The following is a 22269-nucleotide window of genomic DNA, read 5'->3' as shown; positions in this document are numbered from 1 at the left end:
GCCATTGTCCTCCTCTTCGGCGGAACAGCAGGAAACCTCCCGGGAGCGGTCGTCCTTCCGCCCCCGGGAGGTCCCGGTTTCCCGGTCAGCCGGCCTCGCCCTGGTCCCACCGGAAGGTACGGACCGCCAGCAGGATGCAGACCGCCGTCGTGGCCAGGACCACGGTCACCGACAGCCAGACCGGGTGCACCGCCTCTCCTCCGGGCAGCTGCGTGGCCATCAGGTCCGCGAAGAAGGTCGTCGGCAGGTAGCGGAGCACCTGCGCGGCGGGGTCGGGCAGCAGGTCCAGCGGGAAGACGAAGCCGCTGAGGAAGAGCGCGGCCAACTGCACCAGGGTGCTCACGTTGGCGGCGACGTCCGGGGTGGCCAGCAGTCCGCCCATCAGGTAGCCCAGCGCGCCGAACATGGCCAGGCCGAGCAGGCTGACGCCGAACAGCGCGGGCACCGCCGACAGTTCCGCCGCACCGACGGCCACCCCGACCGCGAGCATGGCCGCCACCTGGGCCAGCACCAGCCCCAGCCGGGCGGGCATGTGGCTGAGGATCACCTGGGCCCGGCTCACCGGGGTGGTGCCCAGCAGCCGCAGCGTCCCCTTGCTGCGCATCGCGGCGAGCGGGGCCGCGGTCGCCATGAAGCCGACGCTGGTGAGGGCCATGAAGATCGCCATCGGCACGACGATCCCCCGCAGGCTGAACTCCGGGTCGGGCTCGCCGGGGAAGAGCAGGGCCATCCCGAGGAACAGGCCCATCATGCCGAGGGGGAAGATCAGCGCGAAGTAGAAGTACCTGCGGTCACGGACGAACTCGCGGGTCTGCAGCAGGGTCAGCTCCCGCATCAGGGACGTGTTCACGCGGCCTCCTCAAGGCTCTCGGCTGCGGCGAAGGAGCGTCCGGTGACCCGGCGGAACACGTCCTCCAGTCCGGCCTCCCGGGTCTGGATGCGGCGCACGCGCAGCGGGCCGGTGAGCACGTCCATGAGGACGCGGTCGGGGTCGAGGGTGCGCAGCCGCACCCGGACGTCGCCGCCGGACAGCTCGGTGGTGGTCATCTCCAGCACGTCGGCGCGTTCCCCGAGTCCGGCCAGGTCGCTTCCGGAGGCCGTGGTGAACAGCACCTCCTGTTCGGGGACGTGCTCGTGCACCAGTTCCTCGGGGGTCCGCAGGCGACGATCCGCCCCCGGTCGACGATGGCGACGCGGTCGCAGAGCGCCTCGGCCTCCTCCATGGAGTGGGTGGACAGCAGCACCGTCCCCCCGGCGTCGCGGTGGGCGCGGACCGCGGCCCACAGCTCCTCGCGGGAGTTGGGGTCCATGCCGGTGGACGGCTCGTCCAGGACGAGCAGCCGGGGTCGGGAGACCAGCGCGGTGCCGACCAGCAGCCGCTGCCGCTGTCCGCCGGAGAGCTTGGCCGTCCGCACGTCCCGCGACCCGGTCAGCCCCATCCGCTCGATGATCTCCTCGGGGTCGGCGGGGTCGGGGTGGCAGGAGGCCCAGAAGTGCAGCAGCTCCGCGACGGTCTGGAACTCGAACACCGACGCCTGCTGGGGCTGGACGGCCACGACGCGGCGGACCTCCGCACGCTGCCGGACCGGGTCGAGGCCCAGGACGCGCACCGTGCCCTCGGTCGGCCTGCGCAGTCCCACCAGGGTCTCGATGGTGGTGGTCTTGCCCGCACCGTTCGGTCCGAGCAGTCCGAAGATCTCTCCGTCGGCGATCGTGAGGTCGATCCCGGCCACGGCGGTGACTCCGCCTCCGGGGCCGGGGTAGCGCTTGACCAGTTTCTCGATGACCACCGCGGGGCCGGTCGGCGTCATGGGCAACGGCCCTCCCGTCGTCTGCCACGCCGAGGCGCGGAACTACTTTCCTTATCGGATGTTTTCTCAAGATTGGCATGTACTTTCCAGATTGGCAAGTACATGCCAATAAGAAAGCCCGACCGGCCCGGGTGACGGGCGCGGACGGGCCGCGAAGACGGGGTCAGGGCGTCTCGACCGCCCCCGCCGCGATCTCCTTCAGCGCGTTGATGTGGCGTGTGAGCGCGCGCCGCCCCTCCTTGGTGAGGGACAGGTAGGTGCGCGGCCGCTTGCCGACGAACGTCTTGCGCACCTGGACGTAGCCGGCGCCCTCCAGGGTGGAGACCTGCTTGGACAGCGTCGAGTCGGTGACCTCCACGGCCTCGCGCACGGTCTTGAAGTCCGCCGACTCCACCGCGGCCAGGGCGGCCATGATGGAGAACCGCACCGGGGCGTGGATGACCTCGTCGAGCGACTTGCGCGGATGCGTCATGGCCGCGTACTCCCCCCATGATCCGTGCTCTCCTCGTCGCCGCGGCGTACGGCGTCCCGGGGCGGGCCTGCGACGAGAGGACCGCACGCCGCCGGTGGTACGCCCCGGTCACCACCAGTACAGCACTTCCGGCGGACGGGCCGCGCCGGACGGCCCCCTCCACCCCGCCGCGCGGCCTCCTCCCTCTCCCTCCGGCAGGCGCCGCCACCGTGCCGGAAACGGTTCGGCCGCCCCGGGACGACGTCCCGGGGCGGCCGTGCCCTCTCCGCCCGCCCTCCCGCCGCGGTCCGTCCCGGGGTCCCGGCGGAACATCCCGCCCTCCCCTTACACCCCCGGACCGGATCCGCGTTCCCGCGGTGTCGACCACTTCCCCTCATCAGCGGTCAACGGCGAGCGGCCCGCGTCGTCAGGAGTTCTTCTGCGCCTTGGCGTTGGCCGAGATCCGGTAGAGGCCCCACAGGGTGGCCGCGATGGCCACCAGGAGGACGGGGGACACGTACCAGGAGAACTTCTGCACCAGGAAGGAAGCGGCAAGGGCGGCTGCGGCCATCAGGCCGGTGAAAGGCCCGACCTTGGCGTTGTCGTGGTGCCAGGGGACCTGCTTCTCCATGAGGGGACTCCGTTCTTGACATGCGCTGACGCAGCAAAAGCATCAGCCGCACGCTGACTATAACTTTCTACGAATAAAGGACAAATCATCCATTTTTCGCAGAGAAGGAATCCTGCCCCTCCAGCACCACAAGAGAAACCGATTCGATTCCCGTTTTCAGGTGCCCGCGGGCCGCGGCGCGGACACGACCGGGGGCGGCGGCGCTGCCGCGCCGCCGCCCCCCGTGGTCCTCAGGCCGCCCCTCACCCGGTGGACACGGCGTCCTCCGCCCGGCCCACCGACAGCGCGTCCGCGGACTCGTTCAGGTCCACGCGGACGGTGTCGCCCTCGACGAGTTCACCCGACAGCAGTTCACGGGCCAGCGGGTCGCCGATGGCGGTCTGCACCAGCCGGCGCAGCGGACGGGCACCGTAGAGCGGGTCGTAGCCGGTCAGCGCCAGCCACTCGCGGGCCGCCGGGGTGACCTCCAGCTTCAGCCGCCGGTCCGCCAGCCGCCGGGCCAGCCGGTCCACCTGCAGGTCGACGATCTTGGTCAGCTCGTCGGTGGACAGCGCGTCGAACACGATCACGTCGTCCAGCCGGTTCAGGAACTCCGGCTTGAAGGTGCTCCGCACCACCTGCATGACCTTGTCCTGCCGCTGGGCCTCGTCCAGCGTGGGGTCGATCAGGAACTGCGACCCCAGGTTGGAGGTCAGGATCAGGAGGGTGTTGCGGAAGTCCACGCGGCGGCCCTGCCCGTCGGTGAGCCGACCGTCGTCGAGGACCTGGAGCAGGGTGTCGAAGACCTCGATGTGCGCCTTCTCCACCTCGTCCAGCAGCACCACCGTGTAGGGGCGCCGCCGCACCGCCTCGGTGAGCTGGCCGCCCTCCTCGTAGCCGACGTACCCGGGGGGCGCGCCCACCAGGCGGGCCACCGAGTGCTTCTCGGCGTACTCGCTCATGTCGAGGCGCACGATCGCGCGCTCGTCGTCGAACAGGAACTCCGCGAGCGCCTTCGCCAGCTCCGTCTTGCCCACGCCCGTGGGCCCGAGGAACAGGAAGGAACCGGTGGGCCGGTCGGGGTCGGAGATCCCGGCGCGCGCCCGGCGCACCGCGTCGGAGACCGCGGCCACCGCGCGCCGCTGCCCGATGAGGCGCCGTCCGAGCTCCTCCTCCATGCGCAGCAGCTTGGCGGTCTCGCCCTCCATCAGCCGGCCCACGGGGATGCCGGTCCACGACGACACCACGTCGGCCACGTCGTCGGCGCCGACCTCCTCCTTGACCATCGTGGCCTGCCGCTCGGCCGAGCCCTCCTCGGACGCGGCCTCCGCCAACTGCCGCTCCAGCTGCGGGATCTCCCCGTACATCAGCCGGGAGGCCTCCTCGAAGTCACCGTCACGCTGGGCGCGTTCGGCCTGGCCCCGCAGCTCGTCCAGCTGCTCCTTGAGCTCGCCGACCCGGTTGAGTCCGGCCTTCTCCTGCTCCCAGCGGGCGACCAGCGCGCTGAGCTGCTCCTGCCGGTCGGCGAGATCGGCGCGCAGCCGCTCCAGCCGCTGCTTGGAGGCGGAGTCGGACTCCTTGCTCAGCGCCATCTCCTCCATCTTGAGGCGGTCCACCACGCGCTGCAGCTCGTCGATCTCCACCGGCCGGGAGTCGATCTCCATGCGCAGCCGCGACGCCGCCTCGTCGATCAGGTCGATGGCCTTGTCCGGCAGGAACCTGGCGGTGATGTAGCGGTCGGACAGGGTGGCCGCCGCCACCAGCGCCGAGTCGGCGATCTGCACCTTGTGGTGCGCCTCGTAGCGGCCCTTGAGCCCGCGCAGGATCGCGATGGTGTCGGCGGCCGACGGCTCGCCGACCATCACCTGCTGGAACCTCCGCTCCAGCGCCGGGTCCTTCTCGATGCGCTCGCGGTACTCGTCCAGGGTGGTCGCGCCGACCATGCGCAGCTCGCCGCGGGCCAGCATCGGCTTGAGCATGTTGCCCGCGTCCATCGCGCCCTCGGCCGCGCCCGCGCCGACCACGGTGTGCAGCTCGTCGATGAACGTGATGATCTGCCCGTTGCTCTGCTTGATCTCGTTGAGGACGGCCTTGAGCCGCTCCTCGAACTCGCCCCGGTACTTCGCGCCCGCCACCATCGCGGGCAGGTCCAGCGAGATGAGCCGCTTGTCGCGCAGCGACTCGGGGACGTCGCCGGCGACGATGCGCTGGGCGAGCCCCTCCACGACCGCGGTCTTGCCCACACCGGGCTCGCCGATGAGCACCGGGTTGTTCTTGGTGCGCCGCGACAGCACCTGCACCACCCGGCGGATCTCCGCGTCACGGCCGATCACCGGGTCCAGCTCGCCGTCGCGGGCGCGCTGGGTGAGGTCCACCCCGTACTTCTCCAGCGCCTGGTAGGTGTCCTCGGGGGTCTCCGAGGTGACGCGGGCGCTGCCGCGGACCCGCTCGAACGCCTCCAGCAGCGCCTCCGGTGTGGCGCCCGCCTCCCGCAGCAGGGTCGCGGCCGTGCCGCCGTCGGTCGCCAGCCCGACCAGCAGGTGCTCGGTGGAGACGTACTCGTCCTCCAGCTGTTTGGCGCGCTGCGCCGCGGTGTTCAGCGAGACGATGAGCTGCCGGGAGCTCGCCGGCGCGCTGACCGTGGATCCCGACGCCCGGGGAAGCGCGGCGATCGCCTCCTCCACCCGGGAGGTGAGTCTGCCGGGATCGGCGCCCACCTCCTTGAGCAGGGGACGCACCACCCCCTCGGCCTGGCCGACCAGAGCGGAGAGCAGGTGCACCGGTTCGACCTGCGGGCTTCCGTCCGCGGTGGCCCTCCGGATCGCCGCCGACAGCGCCTCCTGGCTCTTCCTGGTGAGCTTGTAGTCCATTTTGCCGCCCCTTCAAGGCACAGAACAGTGAGACGTATGCGCTGACCAGCCGACGGCCCGAGGGAGCCCGGGGCCTGGGGCGGCCCGGGCTGCTACTGCGTCTCGGGGGGCTGGGTCGTGGTGTGGTTGAAGATGGTGACGCGGGTGCGGTGGACCGGGATCAGTTCACCGCCGCCTCCGGAGGGCCGGGCGCTGGTGGCGCGCCGGGCCACGGCGGAGCGCGCCGCGTTCAGTTCGTTGTGCAGGTGGAAGATGTGCTCGCGCAGCTCGGCCACCTCACGCTGCAACTCCAGGATCCGCTTGATCCCCGCGAGGTTGATGCCCTCCTCCTGGGACAGGCGCTGCACCTCGCGCAGCATCTGGATGTCGCGCATCGAGTAGCGTCGGCCGCGGCCCGCCGTACGCCCCGGACTCACCAGTCCGAGCCGGTCGTACTGGCGCAGGGTCTGCGGGTGGAGTCCCGACAGCTCCGCCGCGACCGAGATGACGTAGACGGGAGTGTCGTCGCCGAACGTGGCGTCGTTCATGGTTCTCACGCCCCCTTCGCCCGAGCTTCCAGGTCGGCGCGCGGGTCGTGGTCGGCTGTGGCGGCCCGGAACCGCTCCAGCGCCTCCCGCGCCTCTCTGTTGAGATTCTGCGGCACCGCCACCTCGACGGTCACCAGCAGGTCTCCGGTCGTTCCGTCGCGCCGGGGGGCGCCCTTGCCGCGGACGCGCAGCACGCGCCCGTTGCGGGTGCCCGGCGGAATCTTCACGGTGACGGGCAGTCCGCCCAGGGTGGGTACGCGCACCTCCGCGCCCAGCACGGCCTCGGGGAAGGTCACCGGGACGGTGACGGTGAGGTTGTCCCCGGATCGGCCGAACACGGGATGCGGGGTGACCCGGACCGTCACCAGCAGGTCGCCGGCGGGGCCGCCGCGCTCCCCCGGTTCGCCCTTGCCCCGCAGCCGGATCTTCTGGCCGTCGGACACGCCCGCGGGGATGCGGGCCTGCACGGTGCGGGTGCTCTTCACGTTCCCGGAGCCGGAGCAGGTGGTGCACGGGTCGTCGGCGAGGAAGCCGCGGCCCTTGCACAGGCTGCACGGTTCCGACAGGGAGAAGCCGCCGAGGTTGGTGCTCTCGTGTCCGGTGCCCGCGCACTTGGGGCAGACCCGCGGGGTGGTCCCGGGCTTGGCTCCGGTGCCCCGGCAGGTGGGACACGAGGCCGTGGTGGTCAGTGTGAAGGTCGTGGTGGTGCCCTTGACCGCCTCGGTGAAGCTGAGTGTGGTCTCGGTCTCCAGGTCGGCGCCGCGCCGGGACTGGCTGGAGCGGCCGCGGCCGCCGAACAGCCCGCCGAACAGGTCGGTGAGCCGCTCGCCGCCGCTGGCCGCGGTCTGGCCGAACAGGTCGCCGAGGTGGAAGTCGCCGACGCCGCCCCCGCCGGGCCGGTAGGCGCCGCCGAACAGCGACCGGGCCTCGTCGTACTCCTTGCGGCGCTTCTCGTCGGACAGGACGCTGTACGCCTCGGAGATGTCCTTGAACCGGCTCTCGGCCTCGGCGTCGCCCTTGTTGGCGTCGGGGTGGTACTTGCGTGCGAGCTTGCGGTAGGCACTCCTGATCTCGTCCGCGGTGGCCGTCTTTGAGACTCCGAGGACCTTGTAGTAGTCCTTCTCCAGGTAGTCCTTGGTGCTCATCGACGTCTGCTTCTCCCGCTCCGTGCTCAGGTGGTGGATGGGTCGCGTGTCCCGGGCCGCGGCCCGGGACACGGCTTCCTACCGCTCGCGCTACTCGTCGCCCGCGGTCTTCTCGTCTTCGTCGGACCGGTCCGACGTGTCGGACGTCCCCGTCGGCTCGGACGCCGCGGGCGCCTCTTCGGTTGCGGCCTCCTCCGTGGAGGCGCCCGCGTCCTCCTCGGTGGGGCCGGCCACGACCACGCGGGCCGGGCGGACCACCCGCTCACCCATGAGGTACCCCGGTTGGAACACCTCGACGATGGTCGGGACGGTCACGTCGGCCGAGGGCACCATGGTCAGGGCCTCGTGGACGGTCGGGTCGAACTCGTCGCCCTTCTCCCCGTACTTCTTCAGCCCCATCCGGGAGACCAGGGACTCCAGCGCCTCGCCCACCGACTTGAAGCCGCCGACCAGTTCGTTGTGCGCGCGGGCCCGGCCGATGTCGTCCAGGACCGGCAGCAGCTCGGTGAGGACCTGGGCGAGCGCCTGCTCCCGCACCGCGGCCCGGTCCCGGTCGACCCGTCGGCGGTAGTTGACGTACTCGGCCTGCAGCCGCTTGAGGTCGTCGGTGCGTTCCGCGACCTCCTGCCGCAGCCGCTCCAGCTCCGCGTCGTTCTCGGCGGGCGCCTGCGCCTCGGTGGGCTCGGCGGCCGCGGCCTCGGAGTCCGGGGAGGACTCCTCGGCCGTCCCCTCCGGGACGCGCGGCTCGCCGGTCTCGGGGTCGATGCGCCGGTTGTCGCGGATCACCGGCCCCTCCTGCTCTTTGCTGTGCTCGTTCTCCGGCAGCGCCATTAGCTACGCCTCCTCATCCAGAGCCGGTCTCAGGCGTTGCCTTCGCGCTTGGGCTCCTCGTCGACGATCTCGGCATCCACGACGTCGGCGTCGTCGGCGCTCTGGCCGCCCGCGCCGTCCCCGCCGGAGGCCTGCTGGCTCTGGCTGTAGATCGCGGAGCCGATCTTCTGGCTGGCCAGGGCGACCTTCTCGCTGGCGCTGCGGATGGCCTCGATGTCGCTGCCCTCCAGGGCCTTCTTCAGGTCGCCCAGCGCCTCCTGGGTCTCGCTCTTGACGTCGGCGGGGATCTTGTCCTCGTTGTCGGCGATGACCTTCTCGGTCTGGTAGACCAGCGACTCGGCGTTGTTGCGGACCTCGGCTTCCTCGCGGCGCTTGCGGTCCTGCTCGGCGTACTCCTCCGCCTCGCGGATCATCCGGTCGATGTCCTCCTTGGGCAGGGCGGACCCGCCGGAGATGGTCACCGACTGCTCCTTGCCGGTGCCGAGATCCTTGGCGGTGACGTTGACGATGCCGTTGGCGTCGATGTCGAAGGTGACCTCGATCTGCGGCACGCCGCGCGGCGCCGGGGGCAGCCCGGTCAGGTCGAACACACCCAGCTTCTTGTTGTACTGGGCGATCTCGCGCTCACCCTGGTAGACCTGGATCTGCACCGAGGGCTGGTTGTCCTCGGCCGTGGTGAAGATCTCCGAGCGCTTGGTCGGGATGGCCGTGTTGCGCTCGATGAGCTTGGTGAACACGCCGCCCTTGGTCTCGATGCCCAGCGACAGCGGGGTCACGTCCAGCAGCAGCACGTCCTTGACGTCGCCCTTGAGCACACCGGCCTGCAGGGCCGCGCCGACCGCGACGACCTCGTCGGGGTTGACGCCCTTGTTGGGCTCCTTGCCGCCGGTCAGCTCGCGGACCAGGTCGACCACGGCGGGCATGCGGGTGGAGCCGCCGACCAGCACCACGTGGTCGATCTTGCTGACGTCGATGCCGGCGTCCCGGATGACCTGGTTGAACGGGCCCTTGGTGCGTTCGAGCAGGTCGGCGGTGAGCCGCTGGAACTCGGCGCGGGTGAGCTTCTCGTCCAGGTGCAGCGGGCCCTCGGACGAGGCGGTGATGTAGGGCAGGTTGATCGAGGTCTCGGTGGAGCTGGACAGCTCGATCTTGGCCTTCTCCGCGGCCTCGCGCAGCCGCTGCAGGGCCATCTTGTCCTTGGACAGGTCCACGCCGTTGCTGCTCTTGAACCGCTCGACCAGCCAGTCGACCACGGCCTGGTCCCAGTCGTCGCCACCGAGGTGGTTGTCACCGTGGGTGGCCTTGACCTCGACCACGCCGTCGCCGACGTCCAGCAGCGAGACGTCGAAGGTGCCGCCGCCCAGGTCGAAGACGAGGATGGTGGCCTCGCCCTCCTTCTCCAGGTGGTAGGCGAGCGCGGCGGAGGTGGGCTCGTTGATGATCCGCAGCACGTTGAGGCCGGCGATCCTGCCCGCGTCCTTGGTGGCCTGCCGCTCGGCGTCGCTGAAGTAGGCCGGAACGGTGATGACCGCGTCGGTGACCTCCTCGCCGAGGTAGGCCTCGGCGTCGCGCTTCAGCTTCTGCAGCACGAAGGCGCTGATCTGCTGCGGGTTGAAGTCCTTGCCGTCGATCTCGGTCTTCCAGTCGGTGCCCATGTGGCGCTTGACCGAGCGGATGGTCCGCTCGACGTTGGTGACCGCCTGGCGCTTGGCGACCTCACCGACGAGCACCTCACCGTTCTTCGCGAAGGCCACGACGGACGGGGTGGTCCGGGCGCCTTCGGCGTTGGCGATGACCGTGGGCTCGCCGCCTTCCAGGACCGCGACGACCGAGTTCGTTGTTCCCAGGTCGATGCCGACCGCACGTGCCATGAGTGCTTCCTCCGTCAAAGTTGAGCCTGTCTAACGCAATATTGCTTCGGGACGGACTCACTGTCAAATCAATTGAGTCGACCTGACTCAAGTTTCATTCGCACCCAGGACAACGCAGGAGACACACCGGTTGTTCCCGGTGATCGCGACTTCTCCTCCCAGATCACCCCGGTTCAGGGACATCCCCGGGGAAGCCTTGGCCCGCCCCTCAGGGAAACCCCGAGGCCGCACCGGGACCGCGGCGCCTCCCCCGGACCGGCTACCCACCCGAAGAGGCCGCATACCCTCTTCACTAACCTTGACAACCAGCCATCCCGCCCGGTCGGTCAACCGGCGGGGCCGGCGGAGTGTTGACCCGTCGGGTATTACTCGCTAGTAACATTGAGTGGATCCCTGGTGTGGCCGCACACCAGGACACGACATCACGTTGGGAGGCCGCGGGCGATGCTCTACCTGATACTGGGGATCATCACGACCGCCTTCGCCGTGGTCGGAGTCGCCGTGTGGGCCTACGGCATCAGCCGGATGGTCCGCGTCCTGCGCGTCGGCCGTCCGGTGGAAGCCGCTCGAAAGGCAGACTTCGGGCGACGCATCACGAACACGCTGATCGAGACCGTCGGTCACACACGCATGCTCAAGTGGCGCTGGATCGGCATCGCCCACTGGTTCATCATGGTGTCGTTCCCGGCACTGGTGTTCACGGTGGCCGAGGCGCACGGCGAGGTGTGGGACCCGCGCTTCCACCTGCCGATCATCCACGACTGGACGATCTACGGCCTGTTCATCGAGGTCATCGCAGCCCTGAGCCTCGCCGGCATCATCGGGCTGACGATCTACCGCCAGCTGCGCGGGCCGCGCGTCCTGGGCCGCAGGTCCAAGTTCGCCAACTCCCGACACTGGACGGCCTACTACGTCGAGGCCTACATCATCGCCCTGCTGGTCTCGATCTTCGTGATCCGCGGCGTCAAGGTCGCCATGGGCGACTTCGCCTTCCCGGTGTGGGCCACCCCGGTCTCGCACGCCTTCGGTGCGGTCCTCCCGGCCAGCGAACCCCTGCTGGCCTCCGTCGCGGCCTTCAAGCTGATCATCTCCTGGCTGTTCTTCATCGCCATCGGCGTGTTCCTGACCATGGGTGTGGCCTGGCACCGCTTCACCGCGCCGGTCAACATCTACTTCAAGCGCAACGCCGACGGCTCGGCCGCGCTCGGCCCGGCCAAGCAGATGCTCAACAAGGACGGCGAGCCGCTGGACTTCGAGGAGGCCGACCCCGACGAGGACCCGTTCGGTGTCGGCAAGATCGAGGACTTCACCTGGAAGGGCCTGCTCGACTTCACCACCTGCACCGAGTGCGGCCGCTGCCAGTCGCAGTGCCCGGCCTGGAACACCGGCAAGCCGCTGTCTCCCAAGAAGCTGGTCATGGACCTGCGGGAGCACGCCTACGCCAAGGCCCCGTACCTGATGCAGGGGCTCACCGAGGAGACCCCCGACCTCCACGACGACGTGCTGGCCCTGCTCAGCCGCCCCCTGGTGGGCACCGAGGAGGAGAACGGCGTCATCCACCCCGACGTGCTGTGGTCCTGCACCAACTGCGGCGCCTGCGTCGAGCAGTGCCCGGTGGACATCGAGCACATCGACCACATCCTCGACATGCGCCGCTACCAGGTCATGATCGAGTCCAGCTTCCCCTCCGAGGCCAACACCCTGCTCAAGAACCTTGAGAACAAGGGCAACCCGTGGGGGATGAGCGAGTCCAAGCGCATGGACTGGATCTCCGAGGTCGACTTCGAGGTCCCCGTCGTCGAGGACAAGCTGCCCGAGGGCACCGAGTACCTGTTCTGGGTGGGCTGCGCGGGCGCGCTGGAGGACCGCGCGAAGAAGACCACGAAGGCGGTCGCGGAGCTGCTGCACATCGCGGGCGTCAAGTACGCGGTACTGGGCGGCATGGAGATGTGCACCGGCGACTCGGCGCGCCGCCTGGGCATGGAGTTCGTCTTCCAGATGCTCGCCCAGCAGAACATCGAGACGCTCAACGAGGTCGGCGCGACCAGGATCGTCGTCACCTGCCCGCACTGCTTCAACACCCTGGGCAACGAGTACCCGCAGCTCGGCGGCAACTACGAGGTGGTCCACCACACCAAGCTGCTCGCCCAGCTGGTCAAGGAGGGGCGCCTGGCGCCGATCGAGCGGGTGGACAAGAACGTCACCTACCACGACCCGTGCTTCCTCGGTCGCCACAACAAGATCTACGAGCCGCCGCGTGAGCTGATCACCGGCGTGCCCGGGGTGAACAAGACCGAGATGCCCCGCAACCGGGAGCGCAGCTTCTGCTGCGGCGCGGGCGGTGCGCGCATGTGGATGGAGGAGCGCATCGGCAAGCGCATCAACACCGAGCGGGTCGAGGAGGCGCTGGCCACCAAGCCGGACCTGATCGCCACCGGCTGCCCGTTCTGCCAGGTCATGGTGAGCGACGCGGTCAACGAGAAGAAGGCGAAGAAGGAGGCGGCCGAGTCCGTGGAGGTCATGGACGTCGCCCAGCTCCTGCTCCAGTCGGCGAAGAAGGAGGGGGAGCAGCCCAGGGAGACGGTCTGACCCTCCCGCCTCTCCGCCTGACCACGGCTTCCGGCACAACCGGATGAGGGCCGCGGTGCCCGGGGTGACCCGCCCCGGACGCCGCGGCCCTCCCTTGTTCCGCGGCCCCGGGCCCGTGGGCGGGCCAGCAACTGACCGGCGGCGACCATGTCCCCAGGGTCATCGGCCACGCCGATTCTGGCCCTGGGGGCATGGTCGCCGCGTTTTGCGGGGGCGGGTCAGGTGGTGGCGAGCTGGTCGACCAGCAGCCGGCCGCGGCCGTGCGCGACTCGAAGCATCCGGAGAAGGGACACCTGGAGTTTCCCGCCTCCGAGTGGGCGGGGCTGCTCGGAGCCGTGCGCACCGGGCGTCTGTGACCCGTGACGCGAAGAAGCCCCCGAGCGTGGCCGCCGGGGGCTTCTCGTGGTCCTGATCGAGACCAACCACCAGGCTGCCAGACCTGGGGCACCCGCCCACGCTAACCCGCCCCGGTCACAGCAGAAACCGTCATGACCTTGCCACGAGTGGTCGCGAAATCGCAGATCATGGCCCGTTCTCGTCAAGATCGTCTCTGTCGTCCCGGGCTACTCCGTGAGGCGTTCGAGGTGGGCCCGGGCGCCCGGGTGGCCGGTCTCGGCGGCGCGGCGCAGCCAGGACTCCGCCTCCTTTCGCTCGCCCTCCCCGTGCAGCAGCAGCCCCAGGTTGGTCATGGCGTCGGTGTCGCCCGCCTCGGCGGCGCGGCGGTACCAGGCCTCGGCGTCCCGGGGCCGTTCCGTCCGCTCCAGCAGCACGCCCAGGTTGACCGCGGCCTCGCCGTGCCCGGTCTCGGCGGCGCGGCGCAGCCAGGATTCCGCCTCCTTTCGCTCGCCCTCCCCGTGCAGCAGCAGCCCCAGGTTGGTCATGGCGTCGGTGTCGCCGCCCTCCGCGGCCCGCCGCAGCCAGCCCCGCGCCTCCTCGCCCCTCCCGGTCTCCTGGAGGAGCGAGCCGAGGTTGGCCGCGGCCCTGGTGTGGCCCGCCTCCGCGGCCTGCCGCCACCACGTCTCGGCCTCGGCGGCGTCTCCCGTCCGGTAGTGGAGGAGCGCCAGGTGGTCCATGGCGAACAGGTCACCGGTCCCAGCGGCGCGCCCCAGCCAGTACAGCGCCTCGGTGGCGTCGCCGCTGCGGGCGAGCAGCAGCCCCAGGTTGGTCATGGCCATGCCGTGGCCCGCCTCCGCCGCCCGGTGCCACCAGGCGCGCGCCTCCTCCGCCGCCCCCGCCCCGGCGTACCGCACACCGAGGCTGGTCATGGCCTCCACGTGGCCCGCCTCGGCGGCACGGCGCCACCACAGTTCCGCCTCACCGGCCTCACCGCGCCGGTCGTGGAGGGCGCCGAGGGTGAACATGGCGCTGCTGTTGCCCGTCCCGGCAGCCCTGCGCCACCACTCCTCGGCCTCCGCGGGGTTCCCGGCCCGGTGCAGGAGGACGCCGAGGCTGACCATGGCGTCGGGGTGGCCCGCCTCGGCGGCCTGCCGCAGCCGGGGTTCGGCCTGCGCGCCCTCCTCGGCCAGGCGCAGCGCGTGGCCGAGCACGTACCGCCCCTCCGTCCGCAGCGGGTGGCCGTCGTCCAGGCGGGCGTCGACCTCGGCGGCCGCCTGGCGGGCCAGTTCCACCGCCAGCCCGTGCTCCCCCAGCTCGCCGAGGGCGCGGGCCAGCAGCAGCCGGGCCGCCAGGACGTGCTCGTGGTGCTCGCCGAACTCCGCGACCAGGCTCGGCAGCGGTTCCTGGACCGTTCCGGCCGCTTCGGAGTACCTGGCGGCGGCGCACAGCTCCCGCGCCCGAGACAGTTGTTCCGGCAGCCCCATGTCGCCTCTCTTCCCGGGTTCGTTTCGACCACTGGGGCCTCAACCTAGGGTTCCGCCGTCCCCGCCTCAATCCTCGAAGTCACCGGTTGTGCGGCTCAGTGGTCCGCTTCGGCGGCGCGGCGGGACCACTCTTCGGCCCGGTCGGCGTCGCCGGTGTCCCGGTAGTACCGGGCGAGCTCGTGCATCGCGTGGGTGTCGCCCGCCAGGGCGGCCCGGCGGAGCCACCGCTCCGCCTCGTCCGGGTCGTCCGTGTGCCAGTGCAGCAGACCCAGGTTGACCATGGCGGAGACGTTCCCCCGGTGGGCGGCGCGCCGGAACCAGGACCCGGCCTCCTCGGCCTCTCCCTCCTCGAAGAGGAGGCAGCCGAGGCTGTTCATCGCCTCAGGATTTCCCCGGTTGGCGGCCCTGCGGTACCACGCCTCCGCGCGTCCCGGGCTCCCCTCCTGCCGGTGGAGGTAGCCGAGGTTGCTCATCGCCCTGTCGTTGCCCGTCCCGGCGGCACGGCGCCACCACACCGCCGCCTCCAGCCGGTCTCCCCGCTGGTAGCGGAGGAGGCCGAGGTCGACCATCGCCTCGGGTTCGTCCACGGCGGCCCGCCGGTACCATTCTTCGGCCTGGTCGATCCGGTTGAGCTGGACCAGTCCCCGAGCGATCACCAGTTGCGCGCGGGCGCGCAGCGGGTGGTCGGCGCCGAGGTGCGCCTCGATGTCGGAGAGCGCCCGCTGTCCCAGCGCCAGCGCCCGCTCCGGTTCGTTCGCGCTGTTGTGCGCCTGGGCCAGCACCACCCGGGCGTGCAGCACGTCCTCGTGCTCCTCTCCCAGGGCCTCCGCCAGCCGCGGGAGCAGTGCCCCGAGGACGCCGGCCGCTTCGGTGTAGTCCTCGGTGTCGAAGAGTTCGTGGATCCGGGCGAGTTCGTCGGAGAATTCCATGCTCCCTCTCTGCCTCCCGCCGTTGCCGACGCCCCTTTTCGACGCCGAGCGCAGAGCAGTGCCCCGCACGGACACCCCCGTGTCCGCTCCGTCGGGAAAGCGGTCAAGCCAGGGACACCCGGGCGGGGGCGGGGGAGGCGGTCGTGCGCGGGCGCACTCCGAGGACCCGGTCGAGTTCCTCGGTGGTGAGCGGGGCGTCGGCTTCGCTCACCGCTGCCAGGACGTCGGTGTACAGGTCGATCTCGGCCAGGGCCACGGCGTCGTGGAGAGGCACGCAGGGATTGGTGTCCACCCGTGTCACCTCCGTTCCGAGTCCTGTCGCAGGCGTGTCCGGGACCGCGCCCCCATCACCGTCCCACCCAACATTACGCGGCAGTAGCCAGCGGGACATGGCCCATAGGGACCATTTTCCGGCTGTCCGGAAGCCTAGTTATCCAATGTCACGGATTCAGTGTTTCCGGTGACCGAACGGACTAGCTCATTCCCTCTTCCACCCCGTTCCCGTTACTCTCCGAAAGAAATGGGGAAACCCCGAATAACAGTGGTGACCTGCGCCGACAACGGTACGGGAAGAAGATCGTCCCGGCTTTCTCCCGCCGCCGGCGTCCACCGCTCCGCAGAACGGGGCGGCGCCCGCTCCCAGCAGGGGATTCACCGGCTTCCGCCCTCCCCCGCGGGGGCTCGGCGAGGTCCCGGGCCGCCGCCCGGCGGCCCCGTCCCCCGGACGGCGGCCCCGGTCCGCCGCTCCGGCACGGGGTCCGCCCCCGCACATTAACGGACATGGGGAATTTCTTTACCGACTGCTCCCCGTCCGGGGGGTAGGCTGTCTAGGAATAGAAGAAGAAAATTCCACCCACAACGCTCTTCGAGTCAGCCCCGACTCGACAGGAGTGGTCCGCACGGGAGGCCGGGAAAAAGCCACCGAAACTTCCGTTGGCCGTACGGACGAACCACTTGCGGCGTCCGGTGCGATGCGGCCGCGGAGAAAGAGGAGAACGAAATATGGCGATCACCATACCTGTCGTCGCTCCTGAGTTCAAAATCCACAAACTCAGGATTCCTGTTCCCCGCGTACCGAAGGTGAACAAGGAGGAGGTCTCCTCGGCCGGGCGTACCGCAGCGGGCTACCTGCCCCCGAAGGACCAGTTCGTCTACTACGCGGGACTGGGCGCACTGGCCGCTTTCGGCGTCATCGAGTGGCCGGTGGCCGCCGCGATCGGCGTCGGCACCGCGATCGCCCGACGGCCCCTGCAGGGCGGGGAGCACCAGCCCTCCTTCGAGCGCCTGCTCGGCCAGAAAACCGAGGGCGGGGCGGAGGACGAGAAGAAGGAGTCCGCGAAGTCCTCCGACGACCGAAAGACCAAGTCCCAGGCGACCCCGGAAACCGTGGCCGAGGTGGCCGAAAAGAAGAGCCGGGGCAAGAAGTCCTGAGATTCGCGGACGGGCTGCGGCTGGCGTGTTTCGGCCGCAGCCTTTTTGTGGTCAATCACCGTAACACTGCGGAATGGATATGTCACTGAAAGAGTTGTTCGGCGGCGTCGCCCGGCTCGCCCGGTCGCTTCCCGGCGCCGCGGACTCCCGTCAGGCCCGCCGCGGGGCCGGCCACACCGACCTGCGGGTCAGGGGCGTCCACCGGCCCGGGACCGAGCGTATGGCGCGCGCCCTGGAGAACCGGCTGGCCCGGATCGGCGGGGTGCACCGCGCGGAGGTCAACGCGGTGCTCGGCCGGGTCAGGGTCTTCCATGAGGACAAGGTGCCGGTCGACGACCTCGCCGCCGCCGTCGCCGAGGTGGAGCAGCGGTACGGCCACGAAACGGCGGAGTTCGCCCCCGTCCCGCACCCCGGCGACGAGCGGACCGTGCTGCGCGAGGTCGCGCTCGTGGGCGCCGACGTCGCGGGCTTCGCGGGCGCCCTCCTCGGCAGAGCGCTGCGCGCCGCCCCGCTCCCCTCCGCGGTGACCCCCTCCCTGGTGCTGGCCGGGATGACCCCGCGCATCCGCGGCGAACTGGAACGGAGGATCGGTCCGCGCGCCACCGACCTGGTCTTCTCAACCGGGGTCACCCTCTCGCACACCCTCGCCCAGGAACCCACCGGGCTGGCGATCGACGCCCTGCACCGGCTGGGCCGCCTGGTGGAGAACCTGGCGCACCAGCAGGCCTGGCACCGCGGGGACGACGACCTCGCCTCCGCCCCCGGCGCCTTCCGCACGGACCCGGTCGCCGCCGGAGAACGCCCGGTCCCGCTGCCGCAGGGGCCCGTCGAGAAGGCCATCCGCACGGCACCGTTCACCTTCGCGGCCTTCGGAGCGACCTACGCGATCACCCGGGACCTGCACCGGGCCGAGGGCCTGCTGGTCTCCGGCGTCCCCCGGGCGGGGACGCTGGGGCGCGACGCGTTCGCCATCCAGTTCGGCCGCGCCCTGGCCTCCCGGGGCGTCCTCGTCCGCGACGTCGAGGCCCTGCGCCGTCTGGACCGCGTCAACCTGGTCGTCCTCGACGCCTCCGTGCTGGCCACCGGCGATCTGGCGCTCGAGGAGGTGGTGCCGCTGACGGAGGAGGTCACCGCCGAGGAGGCGCTCCGCCGGGCCCACGGACTGATCGACCTGACCCGGATCGAGCGGCGCCACGAACGCGACGGCTGGTCCGCGGTCAGGGCGTCCCCGGCGCAGATCCCCCGGGAGTTCAGGGAGTGGGCGCGCGCCTGCCGCGACCGGGGCGCCCGACTGCTTCTCCTCTCCCGCGGCGACGAGGCCGTCGCCCTGGTCTCGGTGCTGCCCGAACTCGACCCGCTGGCCGAAGCCGTCGTCGAGTCCGCCCGGAAGGTCGGCCCGGTGGTGGTCGCCGGGGTGCGCAGCCGTCTCGGTGAACGGCTGCGCGCCGACCGGACCGTCCCGGGCGGCACCTCCCTGGCGGAGTCGGTGCGCTCCCTCCAGGAGGAGGGGTACGGGGTGATGCTCGTCAGCGCCCGGGAGCAGGCCGCGCTGGCCGCCTCCGACGTGGGCATCGGGATCACCGGACGCTCGGCCGCCCCCGCCTGGGCGGCCCACCTGCTGTGCGGTCCCGACCTCGCCGGGGCCTGCCTGGTCGTCGACGCGGTGCGGACCGCGCGGCGGATGAGCGAGATCGGCGTGCGGATCGCCGCCCTGGGGGCGACGGCCGGGGCACTGCTCACCGCGGCGGGCCCCGCGGCGACCGCCGACCGGAGAGCGTCCACGGCGGTCAACACGGCGATCCTGGTCGCGATAGCCCGGGGCGCCTGGGCCGGCGTCGAGGCGGCACGGCGTCCCGACCCGGTACCGCAGGAGCGCGTCCCCTGGCACGCCTGGTCCGCCGAGGCGGTGCTCTCCAGACTCAGGTCCTCGACGACGGGACTGAGCGAGGACGAGGCGACCCGGCGGCGCCCTGCCGAGGCCGACGGCGAACGGGACCGCGCCCCCGGCTTCGGCCAGCTCATGGTGGAGGAGTTGGACAACCCCCTGACGCCCGTGCTCGCGGTGGGGGCCGGACTCTCGGCCGCGGTGGGCTCGGCCGTCGACGCGCTGCTCATCGTCGCGGTGCTCGGGGTGAACGCGGTCGTCTCCGGCGCCCAGCGGATCGGCGCGGACCGGGCACTGCGCAGACTCGTCGACCTGAGCGCGGTCCGGACCTCGGTCCGGCGTCCGGACAGTCCGGAGCCGGTCGCGGAGACCGCCGACCGGCTGGTGCCGGGTGATGTGATCGCGCTCACCGCCGGGGACGCCGTCCCGGCCGACTGCCGCCTGCTGGCCGCCGAGGCCCTGGAGGTCGACGAGTCCGGTCTGACCGGCGAGTCGCAGCCGGTCGCCAAGAGCGCCCGGCCGAGCGCCGCGCGGGCCGTCGCCGACCGGCACTCCATGCTGTACGAGGGGACGGTCGTCGCGGCGGGTGACGCCGTCGCGGTCGTCGTCGCCACCGGGGAGCGCACCGAGGTCGGCCGCACCATGCGCGCGCGGGCGGGGGAGGGCCCCCGGGGAGGGGTGGAGGCCCGGCTCCGGGAGCTCACCGCCGTCACCCTGCCCCTCTCCCTGGGGGCGGGAGCCGTGCTCATGGTGGGACAGCTGCTGCGCGGGCGGAGCCTGGCCCAGGCGCTGGGCCCGGCGGTGGCACTCACCGTGGGCGCCGTGCCGGAAGGGCTGCCCTTCCTGGCCACGGCCGCCCAGCTCGCCACCGCGCGGCGACTCTCCCGCCACGGCGTGCTCGTCCGGGACCCGACGACCATCGAACCGCTGGGCCGGGTCGACGTCCTCTGCTTCGACAAGACCGGGACGCTGACCGAGGGGCGGCTGCGGCTGCGGCTGGTCTCCGACGGCGTCGAGTCCGCTCCCGTGGGCAAGCGCACGAGGCCCCCGGAGCGGATGCGTCCCGTCATCGCCGGAGCACTGCGGGCCAACCCCGAGCGCAACGGGAGCGCCAAGCTGGCGCACCCCACGGACCGGGCGGTCGCGCGCGGCGCGAAGTGGCTGGACATGGCCCCCGACGAGGGGGTGGGGGCCTGGGAGCGGGTCGACGAACTGCCCTTCGAGCCCGGACGCGGCTACCACGCCGTGCTCGGCCGGACCCCCGGGGGGCAGCTGATCGCGGTGAAGGGCGCGCCGGAGGTCGTTCTGGAGCGCTGCGACACCTGGACGGAGCAGGGGCGGACGGCGCCCTTCGACGCACGCGCCCGGGCCACGGTGGCCCACGAGGTGGAGCGGCTGGCCAGACAGGGCTACCGGGTGCTGGCCGTGGCCGAGCGGGCCGCCTCCGACCGGAGCGACCTGGAGGACGGACGCATCCGGGGCCTGCGGCTGCTCGGCCTGGTCGGGATCTCCGACCCGGTCCGCTCCGCCGCGGCCGGTGCGGTGGAGCGGCTGGCGTCGGCGGGGGTCAGGGTGGTCATGGTCACCGGCGACCACCCCAGTACCGCGGAGGCCGTCGCGGCCGAACTGGGCCTGCTGGACGGCAGGACCATGACGGGGGCGGAGCTGGCGGAGCTCTCCGACGAGGCGCTGACCGGGGTGGTCTCCGAGGTGTCCGTGTTCGCCCGGGTCAGCCCGGAGCAGAAGGCCCGGATCGTCCGGGCGCTGCACGAGGACGGGCACGTGGTCGCCGTCACCGGCGACGGCGCGAACGACGCCCCCGCGATCCGGCTGGCCGACGTGGGGATCGCGTTGGGCACGCGCGCCACCCCCGCGGCGCGCGCGGCGGCGTCGGTGGTGGTCACCGACAACCGGATCGAGACCATCGCGCACGCCATCGCCGACAGCCGGGCGATGTGGCGGTCCACCCGCAACGCCCTGTCGGTGCTGCTCGGCGGCAACCTGGGCGAGGTCGCTTTCACCGTCGGCGCGGGACTGCTCAGCGGCACGATCCCGCTCAACGTGCGGCAACTGCTCCTGGTGAACCTGCTCACCGACATGCTGCCGTCCATCGCCCTGGCCACGCGGCGGCCGTACGGGGTGCGCGAGGAAGAGCTGCTCGACGAGGGGCCGGAGCAGTCCCTGGGGTCGGCGCTCAACCGCGACATCGTGATCCGCTCGGTCACCACCGCCTCGGCCGCGCTGACCGCCTGGCTGCTCGGCGGTGCCGGCGGGCAGGCGAACACGGCGGCACTGGTCGCCCTGGTGGGCGCCCAGTTGGCCCAGACCGTCGCCGCGGGCGGGCGGGATCCGGTGGTGCTCGCCTCGGGGGCGGCGTCCTTCGCCGTCCTGGGCGCCATCGTGCAGTGGCCGGGGGCCAGCCGCTTCTTCGGCTGTCGGCCGTTGACGCCGTACGGCTGGCTGGTCGGACTCGGCGCGTCGGCGGGGTTCGCCGTCGCCGCGTCGCTGCTCGGCCGGTGGCTGCGCGACCGGGAGGAGCGGCGGGAGGTGCAGACAGAGGGGAAACCTGCTGGTCAGGGATGATTCACTCGTTGGACAGCGGTCGGTTGACGCACTGGTCTTCGCCATCGGTTATAAAAGGGGCGTACTTACCCAAACCGTCAAAGGATCGTCCGTGTCCGACTTCCTCTCGACACTGCTCGCCAAGACCCTGGCCCTGCTCGTCGAAGCACTCGTCGCCCACATCGCCACCCTGGTGGTGCGCTACGTGCGGCACCGGTGGTTCTCGACGCCGGGGCTGGTCGCCGCGGTCTGATCCCGACGGCCTCTGACGTCGTCCTGCGGCGGGTCCGCGGCGCGGTCCCGCCGACGGGCTCGTCCGTACGGGATCAGCGCCACTCGACGCCGCGGTGCTGCGCGGCGTACCCCGTGTACCGTTCGGAGGTCCCCACCAGGTTCTCCCGCTCGGCGTCGGTCAGCTCCCGGACGACCCTGCCCGGTACGCCCGCCCACAGGGTCCCCGCGGGGACCCGTTTGCCCGGAGGCACCAGCGCGCCCGCGGCCACGAGCGCTCCGGCCTCCACCGTCGCCCGGCCCAGCACGACGGCGTTGATCCCGATCAGCGCGCCGTCCTCGACCACCGCGCCGTGCACCATCGCCTTGTGGCCGAGGCTCACCCCGTCGCCCAGGATCGCGGGCTCCCCCGGATCCGCGTGCAGGCAGCACAGGTCCTGGATGTTGCAGCGCTCCCCCACGACGATGTCCTCGGTGTCGGCCCGCAGCACCGACCCGTACCAGACACTGCTGCGGGCGCCGATCCGGACCCGTCCCACCACCACGGCTCCCGGCGCGATCCATGCCTCGGGGTGGATCACCGGCTCGCCGAAGTCAGCCGATCCGATCCGCGGACCCGCTCCGCCGCCGGACATGCGACCTCCTCCTGAACAGGACCACGTGCGGACAGGGAAGATGACCGATACCGTCCATGCACGGGCGTGAT

Annotated in this window: 19 protein-coding genes; 5 read left to right on the top strand and 14 right to left on the bottom strand. The window is 71.5% G+C overall.

Annotated features, from left to right (window positions below; genetic code table 11):
• Positions 1-85 precede the first annotated feature (85 nt).
• The 10 genes from FOF52_RS18735 to dnaK all read right to left on the bottom strand — a co-directional run bounded on the left by FOF52_RS18735 (position 86) and on the right by dnaK (position 10116).
• Positions 86-850: an ABC transporter permease gene (locus FOF52_RS18735; protein WP_248591220.1), complete on the bottom strand. Its 765-nt coding sequence runs from the start codon at positions 848-850 to the stop codon at positions 86-88.
• Entirely contained in the window at positions 847-1056 is a 210-nt protein-coding gene (locus FOF52_RS18730; protein WP_248591219.1) for a hypothetical protein, read from the bottom strand. Before FOF52_RS18730 ends, FOF52_RS18735 begins: the two co-directional genes overlap by 4 nt.
• On the bottom strand, positions 1044-1811 hold the full coding sequence (locus FOF52_RS18725; RefSeq protein WP_248591218.1) for an ABC transporter ATP-binding protein: 768 nt from the start codon (positions 1809-1811) through the stop codon (positions 1044-1046). Before FOF52_RS18725 ends, FOF52_RS18730 begins: the two co-directional genes overlap by 13 nt.
• A 163-nt stretch (positions 1812-1974) precedes the next feature.
• Positions 1975-2283: a winged helix-turn-helix domain-containing protein gene (locus tag FOF52_RS18720; RefSeq protein WP_248591217.1), complete on the bottom strand. Its 309-nt coding sequence runs from the start codon at positions 2281-2283 to the stop codon at positions 1975-1977.
• 406 nt (positions 2284-2689) lie between these two features.
• Positions 2690-2893 (bottom strand): hypothetical protein, encoded by a 204-nt coding sequence (locus FOF52_RS18715; RefSeq protein WP_248591216.1) that lies wholly within the window; start codon positions 2891-2893, stop codon positions 2690-2692.
• 242 nt (positions 2894-3135) lie between these two features.
• Positions 3136-5742, bottom strand: coding sequence for an ATP-dependent chaperone ClpB (gene clpB, locus FOF52_RS18710; protein WP_248591215.1), 2607 nt, complete (start codon positions 5740-5742; stop codon positions 3136-3138).
• A 92-nt stretch (positions 5743-5834) separates the two neighbouring features.
• A complete protein-coding gene (locus FOF52_RS18705) occupies positions 5835-6269 on the bottom strand; it encodes a heat shock protein transcriptional repressor HspR (protein ID WP_248591214.1) in 435 nt (144 codons plus the stop codon).
• Between the two features lie 5 nt (positions 6270-6274).
• Positions 6275-7414, bottom strand: coding sequence for a molecular chaperone DnaJ (gene dnaJ, locus FOF52_RS18700; protein WP_248591213.1), 1140 nt, complete (start codon positions 7412-7414; stop codon positions 6275-6277).
• 90 nt (positions 7415-7504) lie between these two features.
• Complete coding sequence (gene grpE / locus FOF52_RS18695; protein WP_248591212.1) at positions 7505-8245, bottom strand: nucleotide exchange factor GrpE; 741 nt, start codon at positions 8243-8245, stop codon at positions 7505-7507.
• 29 nt (positions 8246-8274) lie between these two features.
• Positions 8275-10116 (bottom strand): molecular chaperone DnaK, encoded by a 1842-nt coding sequence (gene dnaK / locus FOF52_RS18690; protein WP_248591211.1) that lies wholly within the window; start codon positions 10114-10116, stop codon positions 8275-8277.
• Positions 10117-10560: 444 nt separating this feature from the next.
• Between dnaK and FOF52_RS18685 the strand changes: the two genes are divergently transcribed.
• Both FOF52_RS18685 and FOF52_RS18680 read left to right on the top strand, forming a co-directional pair.
• Positions 10561-12705 (top strand): (Fe-S)-binding protein, encoded by a 2145-nt coding sequence (locus tag FOF52_RS18685; RefSeq protein ID WP_248591210.1) that lies wholly within the window; start codon positions 10561-10563, stop codon positions 12703-12705.
• Between the two features lie 191 nt (positions 12706-12896).
• On the top strand, positions 12897-13061 hold the full coding sequence (locus FOF52_RS18680; protein WP_248591209.1) for a DUF397 domain-containing protein: 165 nt from the start codon (positions 12897-12899) through the stop codon (positions 13059-13061).
• A 207-nt stretch (positions 13062-13268) separates the two neighbouring features.
• Here FOF52_RS18680 and FOF52_RS18675 read toward each other — a convergent pair whose 3' ends face one another.
• The 3 genes from FOF52_RS18675 to FOF52_RS18665 form a co-directional block, all read right to left on the bottom strand.
• Entirely contained in the window at positions 13269-14525 is a 1257-nt protein-coding gene (locus tag FOF52_RS18675) for a tetratricopeptide repeat protein (RefSeq protein WP_248591208.1), read from the bottom strand.
• Between the two features lie 95 nt (positions 14526-14620).
• The gene (locus tag FOF52_RS18670) at positions 14621-15454 is read right to left on the bottom strand and encodes a tetratricopeptide repeat protein (RefSeq protein ID WP_248591207.1); all 834 of its coding nucleotides are present in this window, start codon (positions 15452-15454) and stop codon (positions 14621-14623) included.
• Positions 15455-15557: 103 nt separating this feature from the next.
• The gene (locus FOF52_RS18665; protein WP_248591206.1) at positions 15558-15728 is read right to left on the bottom strand and encodes a hypothetical protein; all 171 of its coding nucleotides are present in this window, start codon (positions 15726-15728) and stop codon (positions 15558-15560) included.
• A 728-nt stretch (positions 15729-16456) separates the two neighbouring features.
• Here FOF52_RS18665 and FOF52_RS18660 point away from each other — a divergent pair.
• The 3 genes from FOF52_RS18660 to FOF52_RS18650 all read left to right on the top strand — a co-directional run bounded on the left by FOF52_RS18660 (position 16457) and on the right by FOF52_RS18650 (position 21585).
• Positions 16457-16885 (top strand): hypothetical protein, encoded by a 429-nt coding sequence (locus tag FOF52_RS18660; RefSeq protein ID WP_248591205.1) that lies wholly within the window; start codon positions 16457-16459, stop codon positions 16883-16885.
• A 73-nt stretch (positions 16886-16958) separates the two neighbouring features.
• Positions 16959-21353: an HAD-IC family P-type ATPase gene (locus FOF52_RS18655; protein WP_248591204.1), complete on the top strand. Its 4395-nt coding sequence runs from the start codon at positions 16959-16961 to the stop codon at positions 21351-21353.
• A 91-nt stretch (positions 21354-21444) separates the two neighbouring features.
• A complete protein-coding gene (locus FOF52_RS18650; RefSeq protein ID WP_248591203.1) occupies positions 21445-21585 on the top strand; it encodes a hypothetical protein in 141 nt (46 codons plus the stop codon).
• Between the two features lie 73 nt (positions 21586-21658).
• Here FOF52_RS18650 and FOF52_RS18645 read toward each other — a convergent pair whose 3' ends face one another.
• Positions 21659-22198 (bottom strand): gamma carbonic anhydrase family protein, encoded by a 540-nt coding sequence (locus tag FOF52_RS18645; protein ID WP_248591202.1) that lies wholly within the window; start codon positions 22196-22198, stop codon positions 21659-21661.
• Between the last annotated feature and the right edge of the window lie 71 nt (positions 22199-22269).

Origin of the sequence: Thermobifida alba (assembly GCF_023208015.1) — a bacterium.
Lineage (GTDB): Bacteria > Actinomycetota > Actinomycetes > Streptosporangiales > Streptosporangiaceae > Thermobifida > Thermobifida alba.
Note: the sequence above shows the minus strand (reverse complement) of the source record. Positions and strands in the feature narration are given on the sequence as shown.